We start from the raw sequence: 22,114 nt of genomic DNA on the forward strand, positions 1-22,114 counted from the left end.
ACTCCCCGGTGACCGTGCACGGTTCCCCGTGCACGGTCACCGGGGGGCTGGTCAGGCGACGCCGAGCGCCTGCTTGAGCGGGTCGATGCCGAAGTAGACGACGAACAGCGCCGCGACGATCCACATCACCGGGTGCACGAGCCGCGCCTTGCCGCGCGCCACCTTCAGCACGACGAAGGCGACGAACCCCGCGCCGATGCCCGCGCTGATCGAGTAGGTGAACGGCATGAGCACGATGGTCAGGAACGCCGGCAGGGCGATCTCGAGGTCGGCCCAGTCGATGCCCTTGACCTGGGTCATCATGAGGAAGCCGACGACGACGAGGGCCGGGGTGGCCGCCTCGTAGGGAACGATCGAGACGGCCGGCGCCAGGAACGTCGTGAGCAGGAACGCCACACCGGTGACGACGCTGGCCAGCCCCGTCCGCGCTCCTTCGCCGACACCGGTGGCCGACTCGATGAAGCTCGTGTTGCTGGACACGCCCCCGGCGCCACCGGCGGCCGCGGCCAGGGAGTCGACGACGAGGATGCGGCGCATGCGCGGCGGGTTGCCGTCCGCGTCCAGCAGCTCGCCCTCGGCGCCGATGGCCACGACGGTGCCCATGGTGTCGAAGAAGTCCGCCAGCAGCAGGGTGAAGACGAGCAGGACGACGGTCACCCAGCCGATGCGCTCGAACGAGCCGAGCAGGGAGAACTGCCCGAGGGTGGCGAAGTCGGGGGCCGAGACCCACTGCTCGGGCAGGGCCGGGACGTTCAGCCCCCAGGCCCGCGGGTTGACGACCGACCCGTCGGCCCCCGTCCGCGGGCCCAGGTGCGCGATCGCCTCGACGACCAGGGCCAGCACCGTCGCGGCGACGATGCCGCCGAGGATGGCGCCGCGCACGCCGCGGGCCATGAGCACGATCATCAGCAGCAGGCCGACGACGAACACCAGCGTGGGCCAGCCGGCGAGGAACCCGCCGATGCCCAGCTCGAGCGGGGTGCCGCTGCCGGAGCGGACGAACCCGGCGTCGACCAGGCCGACGATGGTGATGAACAGGCCGATCCCGACGCTGATCGCCGTCTTCAGCGGGGCCGGCACCGCACGGAACACCGCCTCGCGCAGGCCGGTCAGCACGAGCACCAGGATCACCAGGCCCTCGATGACGACCAGTCCCATGGCGTCGGCCCACGTCATGTCGGGCAGGCTGGCGACGCCGAACGCGAGGAACGCGTTGAGACCCAGGCCGGTCGCCAGCGCCAGCGGGTAGTTCGCGACGAACCCCATGAGCAGCGTCACGACACCGGCCACCAGGGCCGTGCCCGCCGCGACGGCGGCCAGGTCGGGGGCGTCCCCGCCGCCGAGGTAGCGGCCCGTGCCGTCCGGCTGGGTCCCGATGATCAACGGGTTGAGCACGACGATGTAGGCCATCGTGAAGAAGGTGGCCAGGCCGCCACGGATCTCGCGGCCGACGGTGGAACCCCTGGCGCTGATCTCGAAGAAGCGGTCGAGCGCGGACGGGCGGGCGGCGGTGTCGGCCATCGGGACCTCTGGGTTGAACGGGCTCTGCGGGTGGCCGCGCCTTTGGAGCCGGGCCGATCCTGCCAGACCCGCCGGGGTCCGGCTCAGTGCACCGGGGCCACCGGGGAGATCACGATCTCCCGGGCCGGCACGTGCACCCCGGCCCAGGTGGACGACAGCGCCTCGTGCAGCACCGCGCTCGCGGCGCCCAGCGCGCCGGCCTGCTCGCCCGCCTCCCCGAACCGCACGCTCACCGGGTGCACCTCCCGGGCCATCGCCACGGCGAGCCGGCGCTGGACCGCTGCGCGCACCCGGTCCCCGGCGTGCCGCAACCCGCTGCCCCCGAGCACGACCTCGCTGACGTCGACGACGTTGACGACGCCGAAGACCACCCGCGCGATGTCGTCGGCCGCCGCCTCCAGCACGGCGGCCGCGGCCTGGTCACCGCGACCGGCGAGGATCCCGAGCCGGTCGTGGTCGTCCAGGACGCTCCGTTCGGCCAGCAGCAGCCCCGCGCGACGGGCGGCGGGACGACCGACCCGTTCGGCGTAGCGGGTGACGACGGCCGCGGGGGCGGCGACGGCCTCCAGGCACCCGGTGGCCCCGCACGAGCAGGCGGGACCGGCCGGGTCGACGACGAGGTGGCCGATCTCCCCGGCGTTGCCCGACTCCCCCCGCAGGACCTCGTCGCGCACCACCACCCCACCACCGATGCCCGCGCCGACGTGGACGTACAGGAAGCTGCGCCCGGTCCGCCGCGACCGCCACAGGTCGCCCACGGCCGCGGCCGTCGCGTCGTTCTCGACCAGGACGGGCAGTCCGGTGCCCTCGGTCAGCAGGTCGGCGATCGCCACCCCGCGCCAGCCGGGCAGGTTGATCGCCGAACTGCGCACCGGCCCGGCGAAGTCGAGCGGCCCCGGCACGGCGACCCCGACCCCGCACACCGCCTCCGATCCACGGCCGTCGAGCAGCGCCCGCACGACGTCCGCCGCGCGGTCCACCGCGCGTCCGGCGTCGCCGGGCGGCCCGGGCAGCGGCACCCGGTCGACGGTCAGGACCTCCCCCGACAGGTCGAGCAGGACGGCGTCGAGGTGCTCCCGTTCGAACTGCAGACCCACCGCCTGCACCGCTCCGGGCCGCACCGACAGCGCGGTCCGGGGCTTCCCGGCCGTCCGGCCGGCCGGGCGGGACCCGTTGCGCAGCAGCGGCTCCCCCTCCTGCACCAGCCCGCGGTCGAGCAACCGGCGGACGATGTTGGAGACCGTCTGCAGGGTCAGTCCGCTGGCCCCGGCCAGCTCCGTCCGGGACGTGCCCGGGTGGCGCCGGATGCCGTCCAGCACCACGGCCTGGTTGTAGTCACCCACCCAAGGCAGGTTCGTACCGCGTCGCACCGCGCCTCCTCGCGCTCGGCGACCCCGTTGGGATCGTTCTCAGAATCATGCGCCGAAGTCGTTGACACGGTCAATCCACTGGATTTACTTTCCTTCCGGATCGGTGCACCGGAGCTCCTTCCGGCGCACCGCGCCACCAGCCGAGAGTTTCGAGCCACCGCCACGAGGGAGTGGGTTGTGCGTCGTCGTAGCTTCCTGACATACGCCGGACTGGGAGCCGGCACCGTGCTCGGAACCGCTGCCTGCGGTGGCGGTTCGGAGGGCGGGGACTCCGCGAGCGGGGCGATCAAGGTCGCCTACCAGCAGTGGGGTTCCGGCACCGTGATGAAGGACTACCTGGGTTCGGTGAAGACCGCCTACGAGTCGGCCAACGCGGGCAAGACCATGGAACTGGTCCCGATCGTCGCCTCCGAGAACGACTACTACACCAAGCTCCAGCTGATGATGCGCTCCCCGCGCACCTCCCCGGACGTGGTGTACGAGGACACCTTCCTCATCAACTCCGACATCACCGCTGGCTACCTGCAGCCGCTGGACTCGTGGCTGGAGAGCTGGGAGGAGTGGGACCAGTTCCAGGACGTCGCCAAGGGGGCGGCCAAGGCCGCCGACGGCAAGACGTACGGCGTCCCGGACGGCACCGACACCCGCGCGCTGTGGTTCAACAAGCAACTGCTCGTCCAGGCCGGACTGCCCGAGGCGTGGGCCCCGGCCACCTGGGACGACATCCTCGCCGCCTGCCGGCAGATCAAGGGCGCACTGCCGAACGTCACCCCGATCAACGTGTACGCGGGCAAGGCCGCCGGCGAGGCCACCTCCATGCAGGGTTTTGAGATGCTGTTCTACGGCACCGGATCGACGTTGTACGACATCGACCAGGACAAGTGGAACGTCGGCAGCCCGGAGTTCCGCGACACCCTGACGTTCGTCAAGACCCTCTTCGACGAGCAGCTCACCCCGGACCCCTCCGTCGCGCTGGACGCGCAGATCGGCAACCGCGTCGGGGAGGAGTTCCTGCCCGGCGGAACGCTGGCCATCGCCCTCGACGGGTCCTGGGTGTCGAACAACTGGCTGGAGACCGGCGGGGCCCCGTGGCCGCAGTGGGCGGAGACGATGGCCCAGGCCCCGATGCCGACGCGCGACGGTTCGGGCGAGGGCAGCATCTCGATGTCCGGCGGCTGGACGTGGGCGATGACGAAGAACGCGGCGAACGCCGACGACGCGTGGTCGGTCATCTCCACGCTCACCTCCTACGAGAACCAGTTGCGGTACAACATCAACAACGCGTCCGTGGCGGTGCGCAAGGACATCGCCGCCGACCCGGAGTACACCGAGTCCAACCCGACCCTGGAGTTCTTCTCGAGCCTCGTCCCGGTCACCCAGTACCGGCCGCAGAACAGCGAGTACCCGCGCGTCTCCAGCGAGATCCAGGTCGCCATGGAAGCCGTCGTCACCGGCCAGGCCACCCCGTCCGAGGCCGCCGACGCCTACGACGAAGCCGTCAAGGGCATCGTCGGCGAGGACAAGACCGCGACGCTCTGACCACCACGACCAGCAGGAAGGAGGACCCGTGGCCACGATGACGCGACCAGGGGCGCCGGCAGGACCAGAGCTGCGACGCAGAACGCACCCGATCAAGGTCGACATCGCCCGGGCGCTCCCCCTCACCCCGGCCGTCGTGCTGCTGCTGGTGTTCCTGGCGGGCCCGATCCTGTGGTGCGTGTACGCCGCGTTCACCAACACGGCGCTCACCGGCGCGGGGTCGGGCAACACCCAGTTCGTCGGGCTGGACAACTTCCGCCAGGCCTTCGGCAGCGAAGCCTTCAGCAACTCGGTCGTCCTGACCCTCGTCTTCACGGTCCTGTCCGCCGTGGTCGGGCAGAACTGCCTGGGACTGGCCCTGGCGCTGCTGCAGAAGCGCGCCGCCAAGGTCGTGCGGACCCTTGTGGGGATCACCGTCATCGGCGCCTGGGTCATCCCCGAGGTCGTCGCCGGGTACCTGTGGTACGCGTTCCTGGCCCAGGACGGCACGCTCAACGAGATCATCGGCGTGTTCGGCCTGGACCAGAACTGGCTGTACACGCTGCCGATCATCGCGGTGTCGCTGGCCAACGTGTGGCGCGGGACGGCCTTCTCGATGCTCGTCTACAACGCCGCCCTGTCCGAGATCCCGGCCGAGATCGAGGAGGCCGCGGAGATGGACGGCGCGACGGGCTGGCGGCGGCTGCGCTACGTCACGGTCCCGATGATCAAGCGCACCGTGACGACGAACCTCATGCTCATCACGCTGCAGACGCTGTCGGTCTTCGGCCTCATCTGGACGATGACCAGGGGCGGCCCCGGGACCAAGAGCCAGACCCTGCCGCTGTACATGTACGAACAGGCCTTCTCGTTCAGCCAGATCGGCTACGGCACCGCCATCGCGCTCGTCCTGCTCGCGGTCGGCGGCGTGTTCTCCATCGTCTACATGCGCCTGCTGCGCGAGGACTGACGCCATGACCACCGAGACCTCCACCTCCGCGCTGCCCGTCACCAGGCTCGGAGCGCCGTCCCACAAACCCGTCGGGCCGCGCACCTGGATCGCCACGGCCGTCGTGAACGTCGTCACCGCGATCCTCGGGATCCTGTTCCTGGTCCCGCTGCTGTGGGTCGTCTTCGCGGCCTTCAACGCCGACGCCGGGCTGAAGCTGGCGTGGCCGGGGGGGAACTTCAGCTTCGACAACTTCCGCGCCGTCCTGACGCCGGAGACGACGTACCGGCCGATGTGGAACGGGCTCGTGCTCTGCGTGGGCTCCACGGTCATCGCCATCTTCGTGGCGACGCTGGCCGCCTACCCGCTGTCCCGGTTCGAGACGCGCTACAAGCGGCCGTTCCTGCTGACGATCCTGTTCTCCACCGGGCTGCCGATCACCGCGATCATGGTTCCCGTGTACGGGCTCTTCGTGCAGCTCAACCTCGTCGACACCATCGGCGGAACGGTCGCGTTCATGGCCACGACGGCCCTGCCCATGTCGATCTTCCTGTGCAAGAACTTCATGGACGGCGTTCCCCTGACCCTGGAGGAGGCGGCCTGGACCGACGGCGCGAGCTCGATGCAGACGTTGCGCCACATCGTCCTGCCGCTCATGTGGCCCGGGTTGTCCGTCGTGACGATCTTCACGTTCATCGGGATGTGGGGGAACTTCTTCATCCCCTTCGTCCTGCTGCTGTCCCCCGACCGGCTGCCGGCCTCGGTGAGCATCTTCACCTTCTTCGGCCAGTACGGTTCGGTGCAGTGGGGGCAGCTGGCGGCGTACTCGGTGTTGTACACGCTGCCCGTCGTGGTCCTCTACGTGCTGCTGTCGCGCCGCCTCGGCGGAGCGTTCAACTTCGGCGGCGCGCTGAAGGGCTGACCGCGTGCCCCTGCCCTCCGACGACCACGTCCACTCCCAGTTCTCCTGGGACGCCGTCACCGGCGACCTGGAGGGCACCTGCCGGCGCGCCGTCGACCTCGGCCTGCCCGCGGTCTCCTTCACCGAGCACGTCGACCTGCAGGCCTGGTCCGCCCCGCCGGGAGGGTGGAACTGGCCCGCCGGCGTGCGCGGCACGATCGACGGTCACGGCCGCTTCCTCGCCGCGCCGCTGGAGGTCGAGGTCTACGTCGCGGAGGTGGCGCGCTGCCGCGAGCTGTTCCCCGGCCTCACGATCCGGCTGGGCATCGAACTGGACGCCGGTCACCGGCACCCGCGGGAGGTCGGCGAGCTCCTGCGGACGGGTTTCGAGCGGGTGGTCGGCTCCGTCCACGCCCTGGCCGACCTGCAGGAGCCGGGCCGGTTCGTCGAGGTCGACGCGGCCTACGCGCAGCGGCGACCGGTCGACGTCGTCCTGGCCTACCTCGCCGAGGTGGACGACATGGTGCGGGCCGACACGCCCTTCCACGTCCTGGGCCACCTCGACTACCCGCTGCGCCACTGGCCCGCCGGCGTCGAGGTCCCCTGGGCCGACCTCGAGGAACCCGTCCGCGAGACGCTGCGGACCCTGGCCGCGTCGGGACGGGCGCTGGAGGTGAACACCTCCCTGCCGCTGGACCGGCGGGTGGTCCGCTGGTGGCACGAGGCCGGCGGTGACGCGGTCTCCTTCGGCAGCGACGCCCACAGCCCCGGCGAACTCGCCCGGCGGTTCCGCGACGTCTCCCGGGTCGTCCAGGCCGCCGGTTTCGCTCCGACCGACGACCCGACGCAGCTGTGGGGCCGGAGGTCAGCGCCCGCGGGTCCGTCGCGGGGTCACCAGTGAGCCGACCGGGGCACCGGCTGGCACGTCGGGCAGGAGAACGAGGACCGGTTCATGAAGGCGTCGCGACGCACCAGCGCACCGCACCGCGGACACGGCCGGCCCGCCTGCCCGTAGACGGCCAGCGACCGGTCGAAGTACCCGCTGGCGCCGTTCACGTTGACGTACAGGGAGTCGAAACTCGTCCCGCCCGCCGCCAGCGCCGCCGTCATGACCTCCCGCAACCCGGCCAGCACGGCGCCGGCCTGAGCGCGGGTGGTCGACCGGGTCGGCCGGGCGTAGTGCAGCTTCGCCCGCCACAGCGCCTCGTCGGCGTAGATGTTGCCCACCCCGGACACCAGCGTCTGGTCCAGCAGCGCCCTCTTGAGCCCCGTCGTGCGGGCCCGCAGCCGCTGCGCGAACGCGGCGTCGTCGAAGGCGGGGTCCAGCGGGTCCCGCGCGATGTGCGCCACCGGTGCCGGCACGAACCTCGACCAGGAGGCGTCGGTGGACTCCCCCCGACCCCCCAGGCCCCCGTCGGCGGTCCCGACCAGCGGCACCACGGCGATCCCGCCGAAGGTGCGCTGGTCGACGAACCGCAGGTCCTCGCGGTCGTCGTCGAACGTCCACACCGCCCGCAGGTGCTTCTCGGCCGGGGCGTCGGCGGACTCGACGAGCAGCTGCCCACTCATCCCCAGGTGCACCACCATGGCGTCGGTGGCGAAACCGTCCGGGGCCGCCAGCGGGAGCCAGAGGTACTTGCCGCGCCGCACGGCGTCGGCCACGACGAGGCCCTCGGTGCGCGCGACGGCGTCGGCCGGGCCCGCGACGTGCCGGCGGATGACCCGCGGGTGCAGGAAACGGGCCGAGGAGACCGTCCGCCCGACGACCCAGCGGGCCACGCCACGGCGGACGACCTCGACCTCGGGGAGTTCCGGCACGCGGGATCAGCCCCGGATCAGGACGACGTGCGCACGGCCGCGGCGGCGGTCGCCGCGCGCAACGCCTCGACGGCGGCCGAGGCGGCCTTCTGCTCGGCTTCCTTCTTGCTGCGCCCCTCACCGTGGCCGATCGCCGTGCCACCCACGACGGCGTCGGCGGTGAAGTTCTTCGCGTGGTCCGGCCCGGACTCGTTGATGACGTACGACGGCACGCCCAGCGACTCGGACGCGGTCAGCTCCTGCAACGCGGTCTTCCAGTCGGTGCCCGCGCCGAGACGCTCGGAGGAGTCCATGAGCGGGGAGGTCAGCCGCAGGACGAACTCACGCGTGCCGTCCATCCCGACCGACAGGAAGGAGGCGCCGATGACGGCTTCCATGGTGTCGGCCAGGATCGAGTTCTTGTCCTGCCCGCCGGTGCCCAGTTCGCCCTTGCCCAGGCGCACGTGGTCACCGAGGCCGAGGCCCCGGGCGATGTCCGCGAGCGCGCGGGAGTTCACGACAGCGGCCCGCAACTTGGCGAGCCTGCCCTCGGAAACGTCCGCGAACCGCGTGTACAGCTCGTGGGTCACGACCAGGCCGAGCACGGAGTCCCCGAGGAACTCCAGCCGTTCGTTGGTCGGCAGCCCGCCGTGCTCGTAGGCGTAGGAGCGGTGGGTGAGCGCGAGCAGCAGCAGCTCGGGCTCGATCTCCACCCCCAGAGCAGCAGTCAGCCGGGCGACGTCGCGGACGTCGCCCGGCGTGACGGCGGGGGCCTGCTGAGCGGTCAGCTCAGAGGTCCTTGACCTTGCGGCCCTTGTACTCCAGGTACAGCGGGGTGCCGGCGGAGTCGGTGACGACCCGGGCGGTGTGCGGACGCGAGTACGCGACCTGGCCGCGCACGGTGCTCTGGACCAGCGTCGTCTCGGACGCCTTCCACTGCGAGCGGCGCGAACGCGTGTTGCTGCGGGACATCTTCCGCTTCGGGACGGCCACGATCAGCTCTTCTCTCTGGTTCCGGACGGGGAGTCGTCACTGCTCTCGAGCAGGGACTGCAAGGCGGCCCACCGGGGGTCCGCCGGTTCTTCGGAGACGGGCGCCGGTTCGGACACCCCGATCTCGTAGTCCTGCTGGCAGGGGCCGTCGCACTCGGGCTGGAACGGCAGGTCCAGCACGATCGCGTCCCGCACGGCGGGTTCGAGGTCGACGAGCTCGCCGGGGGCGACCTCACGGATCTCGTCCTCGTCGTCGGCCACCTCGACCGGCGTCTTGCCGGGGTAGGCGAACAGCTCCTGCACGTCGACCTCGATCGGCTGGCTCACCTCGGTGAGGCACCGGACGCACTCGCCGACGGCGGTGCCGCGGACGGTGCCGGAGACCAGCACACCCTCCATGACGGCTTCCATCCGCAGGTCGAGCTCGAGGTCGCTGCCCTCGGGCACACCGATCACGGCGATCCCGAGGTCGGCGGGCGCGGGGACGGTGCGCTGCAGGGTGCGCATCGTGCCCGGCCGTCGGCCCAGGTCGTGCGTGGACAGCACGAGGGGCGCGTTCGGGTCGAGGTGACCCTCCGGCAGTTGCTTCTTGCTCACGTCCACACCTCGTCTCCTGGTCGATCCGACACACCACACGGCCCCGCCGCTGGTGGGAGTCCCACACGCGCCGAGGCCGTCCCCAAGGGTAACCGAGGGTGCGGCCAACGGCCCAATCGCGTGGTCAGTCCCGATCGGCCGGCGCCGAGCCCGACCCGGCGGCCGACGCCTTGACGGGCGTGGCCCCCGAACCGCTGCCCGGCGCGCTGCCCGACGGCGCGGCGGCGGCCTCGGGCGCCGGTTCCTCGGCGGTCCGCTTGCGCAGCCGTTCCCGGCCGCGCTCGGCCTGCTGCTTGAGCCGGTCCAGCTCGTCCTGGAACTCCGACAGCTTGCGGTCGACCCACGCGTCGGAGTCGACCTTGAGCCGCTCGGCCTCCTCGCGCGCCGTGGCCACGATGTGCTCGGCGCGTTCGCGGGACTGGCGGGTGACGGCCTGGGCGTCGATGAGTTCCTCGGCCTGCTCCCGGGCCTGGGCGAGGAGCTGGTCGGCGTCGGCGCGGGCGGCCTGCAGGACCTCGTCGCGCTGGGCGAGCACGTCCCCGGCCTGCTGGACCTCGGCCGGCAGCAGCCGCCGGACGTCGCCGACCAGGGCGAGCAGCTGCTCGCGGTCGACCACCACCGACGACGACAACGGGACACCCCGGGCCCCCGACACGAGCGCGGCGAGCTCGCCGAGCTTCTCGTGCACCTCCACAGCAACTGCCTTCCCGTCGGACGTCCTACTGATCGGACGCATTCTCCCCCAGCCGCGCCGCCAGGGCGGCGCGCACCACCGGGGGCACCAGCGCCGAGACGTCGCCGCCGTACCGGGCGACCTCCTTCACCAGCGAGGAGGAGATGTGCTCGAAGCGCGGATCGCCGACGAGGAACACCGTCTCGACCTCGGCCAGGTGCCGGTTCATGAGCGCCATCGGCAGTTCGTAGGCGTAGTCGGTGCCGCCGCGCAGGCCCTTGACGACGACGGCGGCGCCCAGCCGGCGGCAGTGGTCGACGAGCAGGCCGTCGGCGAACTCCTCCACCACGACCCGTTCGGCGCGGGGGTCACCGGAGGCGGCCAGCGCCCCGCGCACCAGCTCGACCCGTTCGGGGCCGCTGAACAGGCCCCGCTTGGCCGGGTTCACCGCCACCCCGGCGTGCACGACGTCGAACATCGCGGCGGCCCGCAGCAGCACGTCGAGGTGCCCCAGGGTCAGCGGGTCGAAGCTCCCGGGGCACACGCACCGGCGGATCTGGGCGAGGGGTGGCACGTCGCCGCACGCTACTGCGCGTGCCGCCGGTCCTGCTCCTCGGTCCTCCACACCACTCGCAGGCCTCCCGTGGGGTTCAGGGTGCTCAACGCGACGGCGACCTCCCAGGGCAGCGGCGTGCCGTCGGCGACGAAGTCGCACACCAGCGCCGAGAGGTCCTCCAGCGAGAACCCGGTGGTCCGGGCCAGCCACACCAGCGTCTGGAAGGCCGAGGCCTCCGAGCTGTGCAGCAGCAGCATGAGCATCCCCACGAGGTGCTCGACCCCGAGGTCGCCGGCCGGGGGCCGCGGCGGCGCCGACGCCGGCCCCGGCCTGCTGGTCTCGTGCACGGTCCCGGGAGCCAGCGCGACCACGTCAGCAGCGTCCTCCGGGGAACCGTCGCCACGGCCCGCACCCTCCACGTCACCAGCCTCCTGCCCGATCCGCCCCCGTGCCCACCGGACGACGGTGCGCGGCCGAGGACGGCGGGAACCCGCCACGGGAACCCGGTCCGCCACGGAGGTCCCGCGGAGGACTAGAGCCGGGCCACCCACACGCTGGTCTCCCCGTACCGGCGTTCGCGCACGTCGGTGAACCCCTGCGGCCAGACGGGTTCGGGCGTCCGGCTGGAGCGTTCCACGACGACCGTCGCGTCCGGGGCCAGCAGCGGGGCCAGCGCGGCCAGGACGCCGGCGACGTCGGCGGACGTCACGGCGTACGGCGGGTCGCAGAAGACCAGGTCCCAGCCGCCCTCGACGACCGCGCCGGGCGAGGCGAGGAACTTCTCGACGCGCTCGGTCACCACCCGCACCCCGCTCAGCCCGACGGCGGCGACGTTGGCCCGTGCGGTGGCCGCGGCCGGCCGGGCAGCCTCGACCAGGACCACCTGCGCCGCGCCACGGCTGGCGGCCTCCAGCCCCAGCGCGCCGGAGCCGGCGTACAGGTCCAGCACCCGTGCCTCCTCCAGCGCGCCGGCGGCGGCGAGCGCGGAGAACACCGCCTCGCGCACCCGGTCGCTGGTGGGCCGGGTCGTCTCCCCCGGCGGGACCTTCAGCCGTCGCCCGCCGGCGCTCCCGGCGACGATGCGTGTCACACGAACTCCTTCACGAGATCTTGCGCGCCCGGTGCGCGGCGTAGGCCCAGGCGATCCCCACCGTGGCGGCCGAGGCCAGCAGCTGCCCGGCCAGCAGCAGGTCGAACGCCCCGCGGGCCAGCACCGCGATGATCGCCGGCACGACGACCAGCACCGCCAGGTCGGGGCCGGTGGTGACCGCGGCGGCCGCCCCCGGCGGCACGGCCCCCATCGGGGTGGCGAGGACGGGCCCGGACAGGTCGGGGTCGGGCCGGACCGCCCCGCGCAGCGCGGCGGCGGCGTACCCCGGCCCGGCCAGCGCCCCGAGCAGCGCCCACGACCACCACGACGCCCCGGCCGACTGCCCGTGCAGCAGACCGGAGGTCGTCACCGCCAGCGGGTAGGCGAGCGCTCCCCACAGCGCGGACAGCACCGCGACGGGGATCCACCGGACGACGGCCACCGTCCTGGCCGCGATGGGCAGGGTGCGCGCGGCGGCCGGCGCCAGGGCCAGGCCGCGGGCCCCCTCGGACAGGGTCGTCGCGGCCGCGTACCCGGCCAGCCACAGCAGGACCGCCGCGACCACGCGGTGCGCCGACGTCCCGGCGGCCAGGACGAACGGGACCAGCGTCAGCACGCCGGCGGTGACCAGGCGCCGCGGTTGCCGGCGCAACAGGGTCAGGTCGGCGGCCACGATCGCCGAGACCGGCCCGCGCACCCGGGGGAACCGGCGGCGCCGGACGCGTCCGCCGGAGTCGGCCGACACCGCGCGGCCCATCTCGCGGACGTCGAACTGCAGCACCGAGGAGGTCAGCCGTTCCAGCCGGGCGGCGCCGCGCCGCAGGGACGGCGACGGCACCTCGCCGGCGCTCGCCCGCACCGGTCGCCCGACGAGCACGAGGACCAGCACGGCTCCCAGGCTCACGACGGCGGCCGGCAGGACGACCGAGCGCGGGTGCACGGCGTCGACGGCGATCCCCACGGCGGCGCTGAGGGCCAGGCCCAGCACGAGCGCCACCCCGAGCGCGTCGAGCAGGCGCCCGGCCCGCAGCAGCGCCGGCACGCCCGAGCGCACGGCCGGGCGCACCACGAGCAGGTAGCCGGCCCCGGCCAGCCCCGCACCGACGGCGAACCCGCCGACCAGGCCGCCGACGACGACCGGACCGTGCAGGTCCCCGGCGATGCCGAAGGCGACGGAGGCGGCCCACGCCGTGAACAGCCCGCCCGCGAGCGCCGTGCCGATCGTCCGGTTGCGCACGACGGGTCGCAGCAGGTCGGCGCGGGGCACCGGCAGCGGGGTCCACCACGTCGTCGGGGCGGTGCCCAGGCTCACCGGGCCCAGCCGGCACCACACGCCCAGGCCGAAGGCGATGACCGCGGCGGCGAGACCGACGGCGGTGAGCACGGCGGAGGTGTGCGCGGTCCAGCCCGGCCCGTCGGCGGTGGACTCCAGCCCGCGCCGCAGGGCCCCTCGCAGCGAGGCGCTGCCGCCGAGCAGCATGAGGAAGGCGATGCCGACCTGCAGGGCCGTGGTGTAGGCGTCGACGAGGGTGGCCCGCAGGCCGCGGGCGGCCTTGGAGGGCGCGGCCTCGTCGAGCAGCTCCCGGCGCGTGGGGTACGGCCGGCCGGCGACGGGGCCGACGAGGTCAGGGGTCATCGCACGGGTTCGCTGACGATGCGCGCCGCTTCCTCGGCGTCCACGACCCGGCAGACGTCGTCGTCGACGACGACCGCGCGCGTGGCCAGCCGCCGCAGCAGCACGACGTCGTGGGTGGCCAGCAGCATCGCCGTCCCGGCGTCGCGTTCGGCGACGAGCCGGTCGGCGAGGGCCTCGCGGCCGGTGGGGTCCAGGCGTTGTTCGGGTTCGTCCAGCAGCAGCACCGACCGCGGCCGCACGAGCGCGGCGGCCATCAGCAGCCGGCGCTTCTGCCCGCTGGACAGCGAGCCGGGCAGCTGGTCGACGGCGTCGGTGAGCCGCTGGGCCTCCAGTTCGGCGTCGACGACCTCGACGACGTCGCGCACCCCGTGGCCGCGGGCGACGAGTTCGAGGTGCTCGGCGACGGACAGCTCGGCGAACCAGGCGTCCTCGTCGAAGACGCAGGCGACCTGGCGGCGGAACTCCGCGGACCGTTCGTCGACGGGCTCGCCGTGCAGGCTGACCGTGCCGCGCAACGGTTCCAGCAGTCCGGCGACGGCCCGCAGGACGGTCGACTTGCCGGCGCCGTTGGCCCCGACGAGGCAGACGGCCTCACCGCGGGCGACGTCGACGCTCACCGGCGCGCAGACCGGTTCGCCGTAGCCGACGACGAGGTCGGTGAGGGCGAGGACGACCTCGCGGGTGGGTCTCCGCTCCTGCCTGCTGCTCACGCGCGTCCCAGGAAGGCCTCGGTGTCGCCGCTGACCCGGGCGGCCACGGCGGCCGCGAGCCCGGGGTGGGCCGACAGGTCGGGATCGGCGTCGACGACGGCGCGGGCGGCCTCGCGGGCGGTCGCGATGAGGTCGGCGTCCTTGAGGACCCCGAGCAGCTGCAGCGAGCTGCGCTGCCCGGACTGCGCCGAGCCCAGGACGTCGCCCTCGCGGCGTTCCTCCAGGTCCAGGCGGGCCAGCTCGAAACCGTCGCGGGTGTTCGACAGGGCCGTGAGCCGGCGACCGGCCCGCGATCCCGGTGAGGCACCGGACAGCAGCAGGCAGGTGCCCGGCAGGCCGCCGCGGCCGATGCGCCCGCGCAGCTGGTGCAGCTGGGAGATGCCGAACCGGTCGGCGTCGACGACCACCATGACGCTGGCGTTGGGGACGTCGACGCCGACCTCGACGACGGTGGTGGCCACGACGACGTCGAGGTCACCGGTGGAGAACCGCTGCATGACGTCGTCCTTGTCGGCCGGGGCCAGCCGGCCGTGCAGGACGTCGATGCGCAGTCCGGAGGTGGCGGGGTGGGCGCGCACGACCTCGACGACCTGGGACACCGCGGCGGCGGGCCGGGGTCCTTCCTTCTTCTTCGACGACTTCTTCGGCGCGGGCGCGGGCAGCAGGGGTTCGTCCTCCTCCGCGGCCTCCTGGGCCCCGTCGGCGGGGGCGTCGTCGTCGGTGTCGATGCGCGCGCACACGACGTAGGACTGCCGGCCCAGCGCCGCCTCCTCGGCGATGCGCTGCCAGGTCCGGTCGACCCAGGCGGGTTTGTCCAGCGGGACGACGACGGTCTGCACCTCGGCACGTCCGGGCGGCAGTTCGGACAGCACCGACGTCTCGAGGTCGCCGAACAACGTCATGGCGACCGTGCGCGGGATCGGGGTGGCCGTCATGACGAGCAGGTGCGGGATCCCGTTGCCCTTGGCGCGCAACGCGTCGCGCTGCTCGACGCCGAACCGGTGCTGTTCGTCGACGACGACCAGGCCGAGGTCGGCGAACTGCACGTGCTCCTGCAGCAGCGCGTGGGTGCCGATGACGATGCCCGCCTCCCCGCTCGCGGCGGCCAGCAGCGCCTCGCGCCGGGCGGCGGCGCCCATCGAGCCGGTGAGCAGGACGACGCGGGTCGCCTCCTCGTGCCCACCCAGCATCCCGCCGCCGGCGAGGTCGCCGAGCATCGCGGTGATCGAGCGCAGGTGCTGGGCGGCCAGGACCTCGGTGGGCGCCAGCAGCGCGGCCTGCCCGCCGCCGTCGACGACGGTGAGCATGGCCCGCAGCGCGACGAGGGTCTTGCCCGAGCCGACGTCGCCCTGCAGCAGCCGCTGCATGGGGTGCGGGCGGGCCAGTTCGGCCGCGATCTCCTTGCCCACCCGCTCCTGGGAACCGGTGAGCGGGAACGGCAGGCGCTCGTCGAAGGCGGCGGCGATCCCCCGGTCCGAGGCGGTGCGCGGGATCGCGCGCAGCCCGGCGGTGGAGTTGCGGCGCATCGCCAGCGCGGCCTGCAGGACGAAGGCCTCCTCGTAGCGCAGCCGGTGCTGCCCGAGTTCGAGTTCCTCGGGGGTTCGCGGGGCGTGCACCGCGCGGACCGCGTCCAGCGGGGCGAGCAGTCCCTCGGCGAGGACGACCTCGACCGGCAGGAACTCCTCGAAACCGTCCTCGGTGGCCCCGAGCTGGTCCAGCAGCACCGTGACGCAGTCGCGGATGAGCCAGTTCGGGCAGTCCCGGGTGGCCGGGTACAGCGGGATGGGACGGTCGACCTGCGTGGCGGCGGCCACCCCGTTCTCGGCGTCGTCCAGCAGTTCGTAGTCGGGTTTGGCCAGCTGCCACCTGCCGTTGAACGTGTCCGCGGTGCCGGAGGCCAGGACGAGCCGGCCCGGCACCAGCGCCTGCTGGTGGGGGCCGAACTGCCACGGCTTGGCCATGAAGAACGTCAGCGTGATCTCGTCGCGGCCGTCCCCGAGCGTCACGGTCATCCGCGCGCCGTCGCGCTGCCGCAGCCGCTGCGGCTCGCCGACCGTGAGGACCTCGGCGACGATCGAGACGTTCTCGCCCGCGACGAGGTCGCGGATCGGGGTGAGCGCCCCGCGTTCGGCGTACTTGCGCGGCAGGTGCCACAGCAGGTCGCGACCCGTCTCCAGGCCCAGGCCGGCGAGCCACTTGGCGCGATCGGCCTTCTTCCCGGTGCCGGGCGGCAGCAGGCTGGACAGGGGCGCGTCCAGGTTGACCACGCGGGCAGGTTACCGCCCGCGCGGGTCAGCGCCCCGGAGCCGTCCCCAGCTCCGGCGCGTCCGCGATCCGGTTGCGGCCACCGCGCTTGGCCTCGTACATCGCCGTGTCGGCGCGGGCCAGCAGCGCCTGCTCGGTGTCACCCGCGCGGTACCCGGCCAGTCCCACGCTGACCGACACGCGCGCACCGCCGGACCCGGCGACCGTGAGGCCGGCGACCCCGGCGCGGAACCGCTCGGCGGCGTGCTGGACCACCTGGCAGGAGGAGCCCTCCCGGGACGGGCCCGGGGGGACCTCCACGAGCACGACGGCGAACTCGTCGCCACCGAGGCGGCCGACGACGTCCTCGGCCCGCACGGCGGCCCGCAACTGCCCGGCGACCTGGCGCAGCACCGCGTCGCCGGCCGCGTGGCCGTGGCGGTCGTTGATCTGCTTGAAGTGGTCGACGTCGACCAGGAGCAGCCCGCCGAGGGTGCCCGCGGCCAGGTGGCGCTCCAGGGCCCGGGTGAACGCGCGCCGGCTGGCCACCCCGGTCATCGCGTCCTCGTCGGCCTCGGTGCGCAGCCGCCGCACCAGGGCGTCGCTGCGGTCGCGCGCGGTGCTCAGCAGCCAGGTGATGGCCGCGAAGGACGTGGCCCAGGCCGGCGTGTCCACCTGCACCTGCCCGGGTCCGGCGACCAGGAGCAGCAGCACCACCTGGCCCAGCAGGCACCAGCCGGCCGTGACCCAGGCCATCGCCCGGCGCAGGTGGTAGGCGGCGTAGAGCACGGGCCAGCCCAGGTAGATCTGCGCCCCGAAGGTGGTGTCGCCGGTCAGGACGTCGAGGCCGAAGACCAGCGCGCCCGAGGCGAGGGCCAGCGCGGCGGCGGCCCACCGCGGGGCCCGCGCCGGGGCGGCCGCGACGGGGACGGCCACGACGGTGAGCACGAGGGCGGCCGCCGCCGTGGCGACCATCCCCCAGCGGCTGCCGCCCAGCGTCGCGGGGGTGAGCACGGCGTTGAGCAGCATGTACACCGCACCGACGAGCAGGAGCACCGCGGCCACCCGGGTCCCCGCGACCTGTTCCCGCGGTGTCCACCACCGCGGCCCCTGGCCGGAGGGGGATCCTGGGCGCCGCATCCTGGTGGTGTCGGCCGCGGCGAGGGCGGACCTGAGGACCGGAACCGCTGTTCGACACCTGTCGCCGCGGTCCGCCGGTTTCACCGCGAGGCCGGGTCTCGGCTATGGTGTTCGAGGTGTCCGGACGGCCGGTCACCTGCGCGTCCCGTCCGGGACGGCGCAACCCCTCGTTCGATCTCAGGAGTTCCCCGTGGCTGCCACCTGTGACGTCTGCGCCAAGGGCCCTGGCTTCGGCAAGAGCGTCTCGCACTCGCACCGCCGGACCAACCGCATGTGGCTTCCGAACATCCAGCGGATCCGCGCCACCGTGAACGGTTCTCCCAAGCGCCTCAACGTGTGCACCTCCTGCCTGAAGGCGGGCAAGGTCACGCGCTGACCCCCTTCCAGCACCCGACGAGGGCCCGGATCCACCAGGATCCGGGCCCTCGTCGCGTCCGCCCCTGACCCGGCGGCGCCTCAGCGGCCGAAGTGGTCCCACCCGGTCCGCGCGCCGGCCCACGGCTCGCCGTCGACCAGGACGGCGTGCTCCCCCGCCGCGGCGACCGCCCCGACCACCGCGAACGGCTCGGGCAGCGGCACGTCGGCGGGGAAGCAGCCGAGCAGCGCGTGGTCCTCGCCGCCGGTCAGGACGAACTCCACGGCCCGCGCGGTGCCGCCCAGCTGCGCGATCCACTCCCCCAGCACCGTCGCCGTCGACAGCTGCAGGCTCACGCCGCTGGCCGCCGCCAGCCGCCCGGCGTCGCGCAGCAACCCGTCGCTGACGTCCATCAGCGCGCTGGCACCCGCTTGCGCGGCAACGGGTCCGGCGGCGACGGGCGGGACGGGTCGCCGGTGCGCGAGCAGCAGTTCCTCCAGGCCCGGCTCCCCGCGCCGCAGCAGGTCCAGCCCCGCCGCCGAGCGCCCGAGGACCCCCGCCACGGCGACGACGTCCCCCACCCGCGCGCCCGAGCGCAGCACCGGGGAACGCCCGGCCAGGTCGCCCAGCGCGGTGACGGCGACGACGACCTCGCCCGCGGCCGACAGGTCCCCACCCACGACGACGGCCCCGAACGCCCGGCAGGCCGCGGCGACACCGGTGGCGAAGTCCTCGACCCACGCGACCTCCAGGTCCGCCGGCATCCCCAGGCTGATGAGCAGCCCGCTGCAGCGCGCCCCCATGGCGGCCACGTCGGCCACGTTCTGCGCCACCGCCTTCCAGCCCACGTCGGCCCCGGTGGACCAGTCGCGCCGGAAGTCGCGGAACTCCACCAGGACGTCGGCGGTGGCCACGACGCGACCGTCGGGGGCGGCCACGAGCGCGGCGTCGTCACCGGGCCCCAGCAGCGCCTCGGTGGGCATCAGCGGGAGCACCCGCCCCAGCAGCGCCGCCTCGTCCAGTTCCCCGACCCGCACGTCAGCCCTCGTCCCTTCCCTCACAGATCCGACCGGCACACTACGGGGCGATGTCCTCGCACCCGTCCCCGCCGCACGCACCCCGACGCCCGGGCACGTTGCTCGTGGCCGTGGTCGTGGCCGTGGTCGCCGCCGTCGCGGGGTGGGCCTACCTGGCGAACTCGCGCGGCGTGGAGGCCGCCCCCAGCGCCGACGACCCCGCGTGCGCACCGCTGCTGCAGGCCCTGCCGGCCACGCTCGGCACGCTGGACCGCACCCCCCAGGGCGCGGCGGGTGTCGCGGTCTGGGGTGAGGACCAGGTCGTGCTGCGCTGCGGTGCACAGGTCCTGGGCCCCACGACGAAGGTCTGCATCCCCGTCGGCCCCGACGCCGGGCCCAGCATCGACTGGGTCCAGGACGCCGAGAGCGACCGGGCCGTGCGGTTCCTCACCTACGGCCGTACCCCGGCGGTCGAGGTGACCGTGCGCTTCGGGAACGGCATCACCAGTGACCAGGCCACGTCCCAGCTCGTCGACCTGGCCGCGGCCGTGGGCGCGATCCCGCAGACCCGGACCTGCCTGTGACCCTCGGCCCTGCAACCCTCAGCGCAGACCCGTGGGCCGGCGCAGGGCGAGCTGCAGGAGGTGGTCCACCAGTTGCGGGTAGTCCACGCCCGTGGCGGCCCACATCCGCGGGTACATCGAGAACGGGGTGAACCCCGGCATGGTGTTGATCTCGTTGACGACGATGCCGTCGGCCCCGCCGGTGGCGGCGAACCTCTCGACGTCGACGAACAGGTCGACGCGGGCCAGCCCCTCGGCCCCCATCGCCTCGAACACCTGCACCGCGGTGCCGCGCACGGCGGCGACGACGTCGTCGGGCAGGTCGGCCGGGCAGGACAGCCGCACGTTGTCCGAGTCGAGGTACTTGGCCTCGAAGTCGTAGAAGTCGTGGCCGCCGACGACCTCGATCTCCCCCGGCAGGCTCGTCAGCGGTTCGCCGCCGGCCAGGTCCTCCAGGACCCCGCACTCGATCTCGCGGCCGGTCAGCCCCGCCTCGACGACGACCTTGGGGTCGTGCGAGATGGCCTCGGCCACAGCGGCTTCCAGGCCCTCACGGCTGGTGACGCGGCTGATCCCGATGCTGGAGCCGGCGCGGGCGGGTTTGACGAAGACCGGGTACCCCAGCGCCTCGACCTCGGCGACGACGGCCTGGCGGTCGCTCTCCCAGCGGCGCGCGCGGAAGGAGGTCCAGGGCCCCACCGGCAGGCCCTGGCCGGCCAGCAGCAGCTTCATGACCTGCTTGTCCATGCCGGCCGCCGAGGCCAGCACGCCGGAGCCGACGTAGCGGGTGTCGGACAGCTCGAACAGCCCCTGCAGGGTGCCGTCCTCGCCGAACGGCCCGTGCAGCAGCGGCAGCACCACGTCGACCGGCGCCCCGAGGTCCTCCCCCGAGGAACCCTGCAGCGCCCTGGACCCCACGTCCTGCGGCAGCGCGACGGGCGCTCCGGCGGCCGGGACCTCGGGCAGCTTGCCGTCGGTGAGCGCGAACTGCGCGGGATCGTCGTCGACGAGCACCCACCGCCCGCTGGTCGTGATCCCGATCGGGACGACGTCGTAGACGTCGCGGTCCAGGGCGGCGAGCACACCGGCGGCGGTGACGCAGCTGATGGCGTGCTCGGAGGACCGCCCGCCGAAGAGGACGGCGACACGGGGCCGGGCGGTGCGGGACGGGGGCTGGCTGCTCATCGGCGCTGACCCTACCTGCGGTGTGGTTGGGTTCCTCCGTGCCTTCGAACGATCCCGCGGACGTGTCCGCCCCCCAGCTGTCGCCCGCCACCGTCGCCGTCGTCTCCGGACGCCCGGCGCGGGCCCTGGACAGCGAGCTGAACACCCCCGTCTCCCTGTCGGCGACCTTCGTCGGCGGCGGGTCGCTGGGCCAGGCCGCGCTCGGCTACGGCCGGTTCGCCAACCCGACCTGGGTCGCGCTGGAGACCGCGCTCGGCGACCTGGAGGGTGGGCGCGCGCTCACCTTCGCCTCCGGCATGGCCGCCGTGGCGGCCGCGCTGCACCTGCTGCCCGCCGAGGGGACCGTGCTGGTCCCGCACGGCGCCTACAACGGCACCCACTCCCTCACGGGGCTGATGTCGTCGCAGAACCGGCTGACCGTCCGGCCCGTCGACATCACCGACGTCGAGGCCGTGCGCACCGCCCTGCAGGCCGTGTCCGGTCCGGTGCTGCTGTGGCTGGAGTCGCCGACCAACCCGCTGCTGGAGGTCGCCGACATCGCCGCGCTGGCCGCGGCCGGTCACGAGCACGACGCGCTCGTGGTGGTCGACAACACCTTCGCCACCCCGCTGCTGCAGCGGCCGCTGGACCTGGGCGCCGACGTCGTCGTGCACTCGGTGACGAAGTTCCTCTCCGGTCACTCCGACGTGGTGCTGGGCGCGGTCGTGGCCCGCGACGAGGTCACGTTGGCGGCGCTGCAGGCCCACCGCACCTTCCACGGCGCCATCCCGGGGCCGCTGGAGACGTTCCTGGCCCTGCGGGGGCTGCGGACGCTGCCGCTGCGCCTGGAGCGCTCGCAGGCCAGCGCGGCCGAGCTGGCCCGCCGTCTGCGCGAGCACCCGGCGGTGACCAGGGTGCGCCACCCCTCGCTGCCCGACGACCCCGGTCACGCGCTGGCGGCCCAGCAGATGTCGGGGTTCGGCGCGCTGGTCTCGATCGAGGTGACCGGCGGGGCGGCCGGCGCCGACGCGGTCGTGGACGCCGTGCGGCTGTGGGTGCCGGCGACCAGCCTGGGCGGGGTGGAGTCCCTCGTCGAGCGCCGCCGCCGGCACGGCAACGAGCCGACGGTCGTGCCGCAGGACCTGCTGCGGCTGTCCGTCGGCGTGGAGGACGTCGAGGACCTGTGGCGCGACCTGCAGCAGGCGCTCGACACGCTGGTCTGAGGGTCGGGGAACATCCCGGGCCTGTGTCACGCTGGACCAGGTGGGACACGCCCGGGATCGTTCGCTCGGCACGAAATATCTCATCTGTGAGATACGGTG

At 73.8% G+C, this 22,114-nt stretch carries 23 protein-coding genes; 7 read left to right on the forward strand and 16 right to left on the reverse strand.

Features of this window, described 5'->3' with window-relative positions:
• Positions 1–51: 51 nt before the first annotated feature.
• On the reverse strand, positions 52–1,521 hold the full coding sequence (locus tag ACRYR2_RS10875; protein ID WP_432562883.1) for an NCS2 family permease: 1,470 nt from the start codon (positions 1,519–1,521) through the stop codon (positions 52–54).
• 83 nt (positions 1,522–1,604) lie between these two features.
• The gene (locus ACRYR2_RS10880; protein ID WP_432562884.1) at positions 1,605–2,891 is read right to left on the reverse strand and encodes an ROK family transcriptional regulator; all 1,287 of its coding nucleotides are present in this window, start codon (positions 2,889–2,891) and stop codon (positions 1,605–1,607) included.
• Positions 2,892–3,068: 177 nt separating this feature from the next.
• Between ACRYR2_RS10880 and ACRYR2_RS10885 the strand changes: the two genes are divergently transcribed.
• Genes ACRYR2_RS10885 through ACRYR2_RS10900 form a run of 4 tightly spaced genes read left to right on the forward strand, consistent with a single transcriptional unit; the run spans position 3,069 to position 7,160 of the window.
• Complete coding sequence (locus tag ACRYR2_RS10885) at positions 3,069–4,430, forward strand: extracellular solute-binding protein (protein ID WP_432562885.1); 1,362 nt, start codon at positions 3,069–3,071, stop codon at positions 4,428–4,430.
• A gap of 37 nt (positions 4,431–4,467) precedes the next feature.
• Entirely contained in the window at positions 4,468–5,379 is a 912-nt protein-coding gene (locus ACRYR2_RS10890) for a carbohydrate ABC transporter permease (protein ID WP_432562991.1), read from the forward strand.
• Positions 5,380–5,383: 4 nt separating this feature from the next.
• Entirely contained in the window at positions 5,384–6,280 is an 897-nt protein-coding gene (locus tag ACRYR2_RS10895) for a carbohydrate ABC transporter permease (RefSeq protein WP_432562886.1), read from the forward strand.
• Positions 6,281–6,284: 4 nt separating this feature from the next.
• Positions 6,285–7,160, forward strand: coding sequence for a PHP domain-containing protein (locus ACRYR2_RS10900; protein WP_432562887.1), 876 nt, complete (start codon positions 6,285–6,287; stop codon positions 7,158–7,160).
• On the opposite strand, the gene mutM is transcribed toward ACRYR2_RS10900, so the two are convergent.
• The 12 genes from mutM to ACRYR2_RS10960 all read right to left on the reverse strand — a co-directional run bounded on the left by mutM (position 7,151) and on the right by ACRYR2_RS10960 (position 17,619).
• Positions 7,151–8,077 (reverse strand): bifunctional DNA-formamidopyrimidine glycosylase/DNA-(apurinic or apyrimidinic site) lyase, encoded by a 927-nt coding sequence (mutM, locus tag ACRYR2_RS10905; RefSeq protein WP_432562888.1) that lies wholly within the window; start codon positions 8,075–8,077, stop codon positions 7,151–7,153. The two genes, ACRYR2_RS10900 and mutM, sit on opposite strands and share 10 nt — an antisense overlap.
• Positions 8,078–8,094: 17 nt before the next feature.
• Complete coding sequence (gene rnc / locus ACRYR2_RS10910) at positions 8,095–8,769, reverse strand: ribonuclease III (protein ID WP_432562889.1); 675 nt, start codon at positions 8,767–8,769, stop codon at positions 8,095–8,097.
• A 76-nt stretch (positions 8,770–8,845) separates the two neighbouring features.
• On the reverse strand, positions 8,846–9,049 hold the full coding sequence (gene rpmF, locus ACRYR2_RS10915) for a 50S ribosomal protein L32 (protein WP_432562890.1): 204 nt from the start codon (positions 9,047–9,049) through the stop codon (positions 8,846–8,848).
• A gap of 2 nt (positions 9,050–9,051) precedes the next feature.
• Complete coding sequence (locus tag ACRYR2_RS10920; protein ID WP_432562891.1) at positions 9,052–9,645, reverse strand: YceD family protein; 594 nt, start codon at positions 9,643–9,645, stop codon at positions 9,052–9,054.
• A gap of 124 nt (positions 9,646–9,769) precedes the next feature.
• On the reverse strand, positions 9,770–10,339 hold the full coding sequence (locus tag ACRYR2_RS10925) for an ATP synthase subunit B family protein (protein ID WP_432562892.1): 570 nt from the start codon (positions 10,337–10,339) through the stop codon (positions 9,770–9,772).
• A 25-nt stretch (positions 10,340–10,364) separates the two neighbouring features.
• Positions 10,365–10,892, reverse strand: coding sequence for a pantetheine-phosphate adenylyltransferase (coaD, locus tag ACRYR2_RS10930; RefSeq protein WP_432562893.1), 528 nt, complete (start codon positions 10,890–10,892; stop codon positions 10,365–10,367).
• An 11-nt stretch (positions 10,893–10,903) separates the two neighbouring features.
• On the reverse strand, positions 10,904–11,245 hold the full coding sequence (locus ACRYR2_RS10935) for an ANTAR domain-containing protein (RefSeq protein WP_432562894.1): 342 nt from the start codon (positions 11,243–11,245) through the stop codon (positions 10,904–10,906).
• Between the two features lie 161 nt (positions 11,246–11,406).
• The gene (rsmD, locus tag ACRYR2_RS10940; protein WP_432562895.1) at positions 11,407–11,964 is read right to left on the reverse strand and encodes a 16S rRNA (guanine(966)-N(2))-methyltransferase RsmD; all 558 of its coding nucleotides are present in this window, start codon (positions 11,962–11,964) and stop codon (positions 11,407–11,409) included.
• A gap of 10 nt (positions 11,965–11,974) precedes the next feature.
• A complete protein-coding gene (locus tag ACRYR2_RS10945) occupies positions 11,975–13,600 on the reverse strand; it encodes a DUF6297 family protein (RefSeq protein ID WP_432562896.1) in 1,626 nt (541 codons plus the stop codon).
• Positions 13,597–14,310: an ABC transporter ATP-binding protein gene (locus tag ACRYR2_RS10950; RefSeq protein ID WP_432562897.1), complete on the reverse strand. Its 714-nt coding sequence runs from the start codon at positions 14,308–14,310 to the stop codon at positions 13,597–13,599. The genes ACRYR2_RS10945 and ACRYR2_RS10950 overlap by 4 nt, the downstream gene beginning before the upstream one ends.
• Positions 14,307–16,577 carry an ATP-dependent DNA helicase RecG gene (locus tag ACRYR2_RS10955; RefSeq protein ID WP_432562898.1) on the reverse strand — a complete coding sequence of 757 codons (2,271 nt, stop codon included), beginning with the start codon at positions 16,575–16,577 and terminating at the stop codon, positions 14,307–14,309. The genes ACRYR2_RS10950 and ACRYR2_RS10955 overlap by 4 nt, the downstream gene beginning before the upstream one ends.
• A 25-nt stretch (positions 16,578–16,602) precedes the next feature.
• Positions 16,603–17,619: a GGDEF domain-containing protein gene (locus ACRYR2_RS10960; RefSeq protein ID WP_432562899.1), complete on the reverse strand. Its 1,017-nt coding sequence runs from the start codon at positions 17,617–17,619 to the stop codon at positions 16,603–16,605.
• A gap of 265 nt (positions 17,620–17,884) precedes the next feature.
• Here ACRYR2_RS10960 and rpmB point away from each other — a divergent pair, with 265 nt between their 5' ends.
• Complete coding sequence (rpmB, locus tag ACRYR2_RS10965) at positions 17,885–18,070, forward strand: 50S ribosomal protein L28 (protein WP_012084282.1); 186 nt, start codon at positions 17,885–17,887, stop codon at positions 18,068–18,070.
• Between the two features lie 80 nt (positions 18,071–18,150).
• Here the strand turns inward: rpmB and ACRYR2_RS10970 are convergent, their stop codons facing one another.
• The gene (locus ACRYR2_RS10970) at positions 18,151–19,086 is read right to left on the reverse strand and encodes a thiamine-phosphate kinase (protein WP_432562900.1); all 936 of its coding nucleotides are present in this window, start codon (positions 19,084–19,086) and stop codon (positions 18,151–18,153) included.
• 50 nt (positions 19,087–19,136) lie between these two features.
• On the opposite strand from ACRYR2_RS10970, the gene ACRYR2_RS10975 reads away from it, so the two are divergent.
• Entirely contained in the window at positions 19,137–19,649 is a 513-nt protein-coding gene (locus tag ACRYR2_RS10975) for a DUF3515 family protein (RefSeq protein WP_432562901.1), read from the forward strand.
• An 18-nt stretch (positions 19,650–19,667) separates the two neighbouring features.
• On the opposite strand, the gene ACRYR2_RS10980 is transcribed toward ACRYR2_RS10975, so the two are convergent.
• Positions 19,668–20,813 (reverse strand): D-alanine--D-alanine ligase family protein, encoded by a 1,146-nt coding sequence (locus ACRYR2_RS10980; protein ID WP_432562902.1) that lies wholly within the window; start codon positions 20,811–20,813, stop codon positions 19,668–19,670.
• 62 nt (positions 20,814–20,875) lie between these two features.
• Between ACRYR2_RS10980 and ACRYR2_RS10985 the strand changes: the two genes are divergently transcribed.
• Positions 20,876–22,015 (forward strand): trans-sulfuration enzyme family protein, encoded by a 1,140-nt coding sequence (locus ACRYR2_RS10985; protein ID WP_432562903.1) that lies wholly within the window; start codon positions 20,876–20,878, stop codon positions 22,013–22,015.
• The last annotated feature ends 99 nt before the right edge of the window (positions 22,016–22,114 follow it).

This window comes from Kineococcus deserti, from assembly GCF_050871945.1.
Taxonomy (GTDB): Bacteria; Actinomycetota; Actinomycetes; order Actinomycetales; family Kineococcaceae; genus Kineococcus.

Bases quoted from the DNA above. Each gene is read 5' to 3' on its own strand.
- ACRYR2_RS10895 (WP_432562886.1), top strand. From the start codon at position 5,384: ATGACCACCGAGACCTCCACCTCCGCGCTGCCCGTCACCAGGCTCGGA.
- ACRYR2_RS10890 (WP_432562991.1), top strand. From the start codon at position 4,468: ATGACGCGACCAGGGGCGCCGGCAGGACCAGAGCTGCGACGCAGAACG.
- ACRYR2_RS10945 (WP_432562896.1), bottom strand. From the start codon at position 13,600: ATGACCCCTGACCTCGTCGGCCCCGTCGCCGGCCGGCCGTACCCCACG.
- ACRYR2_RS10980 (WP_432562902.1), bottom strand. From the start codon at position 20,813: ATGAGCAGCCAGCCCCCGTCCCGCACCGCCCGGCCCCGTGTCGCCGTC.
- ACRYR2_RS10975 (WP_432562901.1), top strand. From the start codon at position 19,137: ATGTCCTCGCACCCGTCCCCGCCGCACGCACCCCGACGCCCGGGCACG.
- ACRYR2_RS10875 (WP_432562883.1), bottom strand. From the start codon at position 1,521: ATGGCCGACACCGCCGCCCGCCCGTCCGCGCTCGACCGCTTCTTCGAG.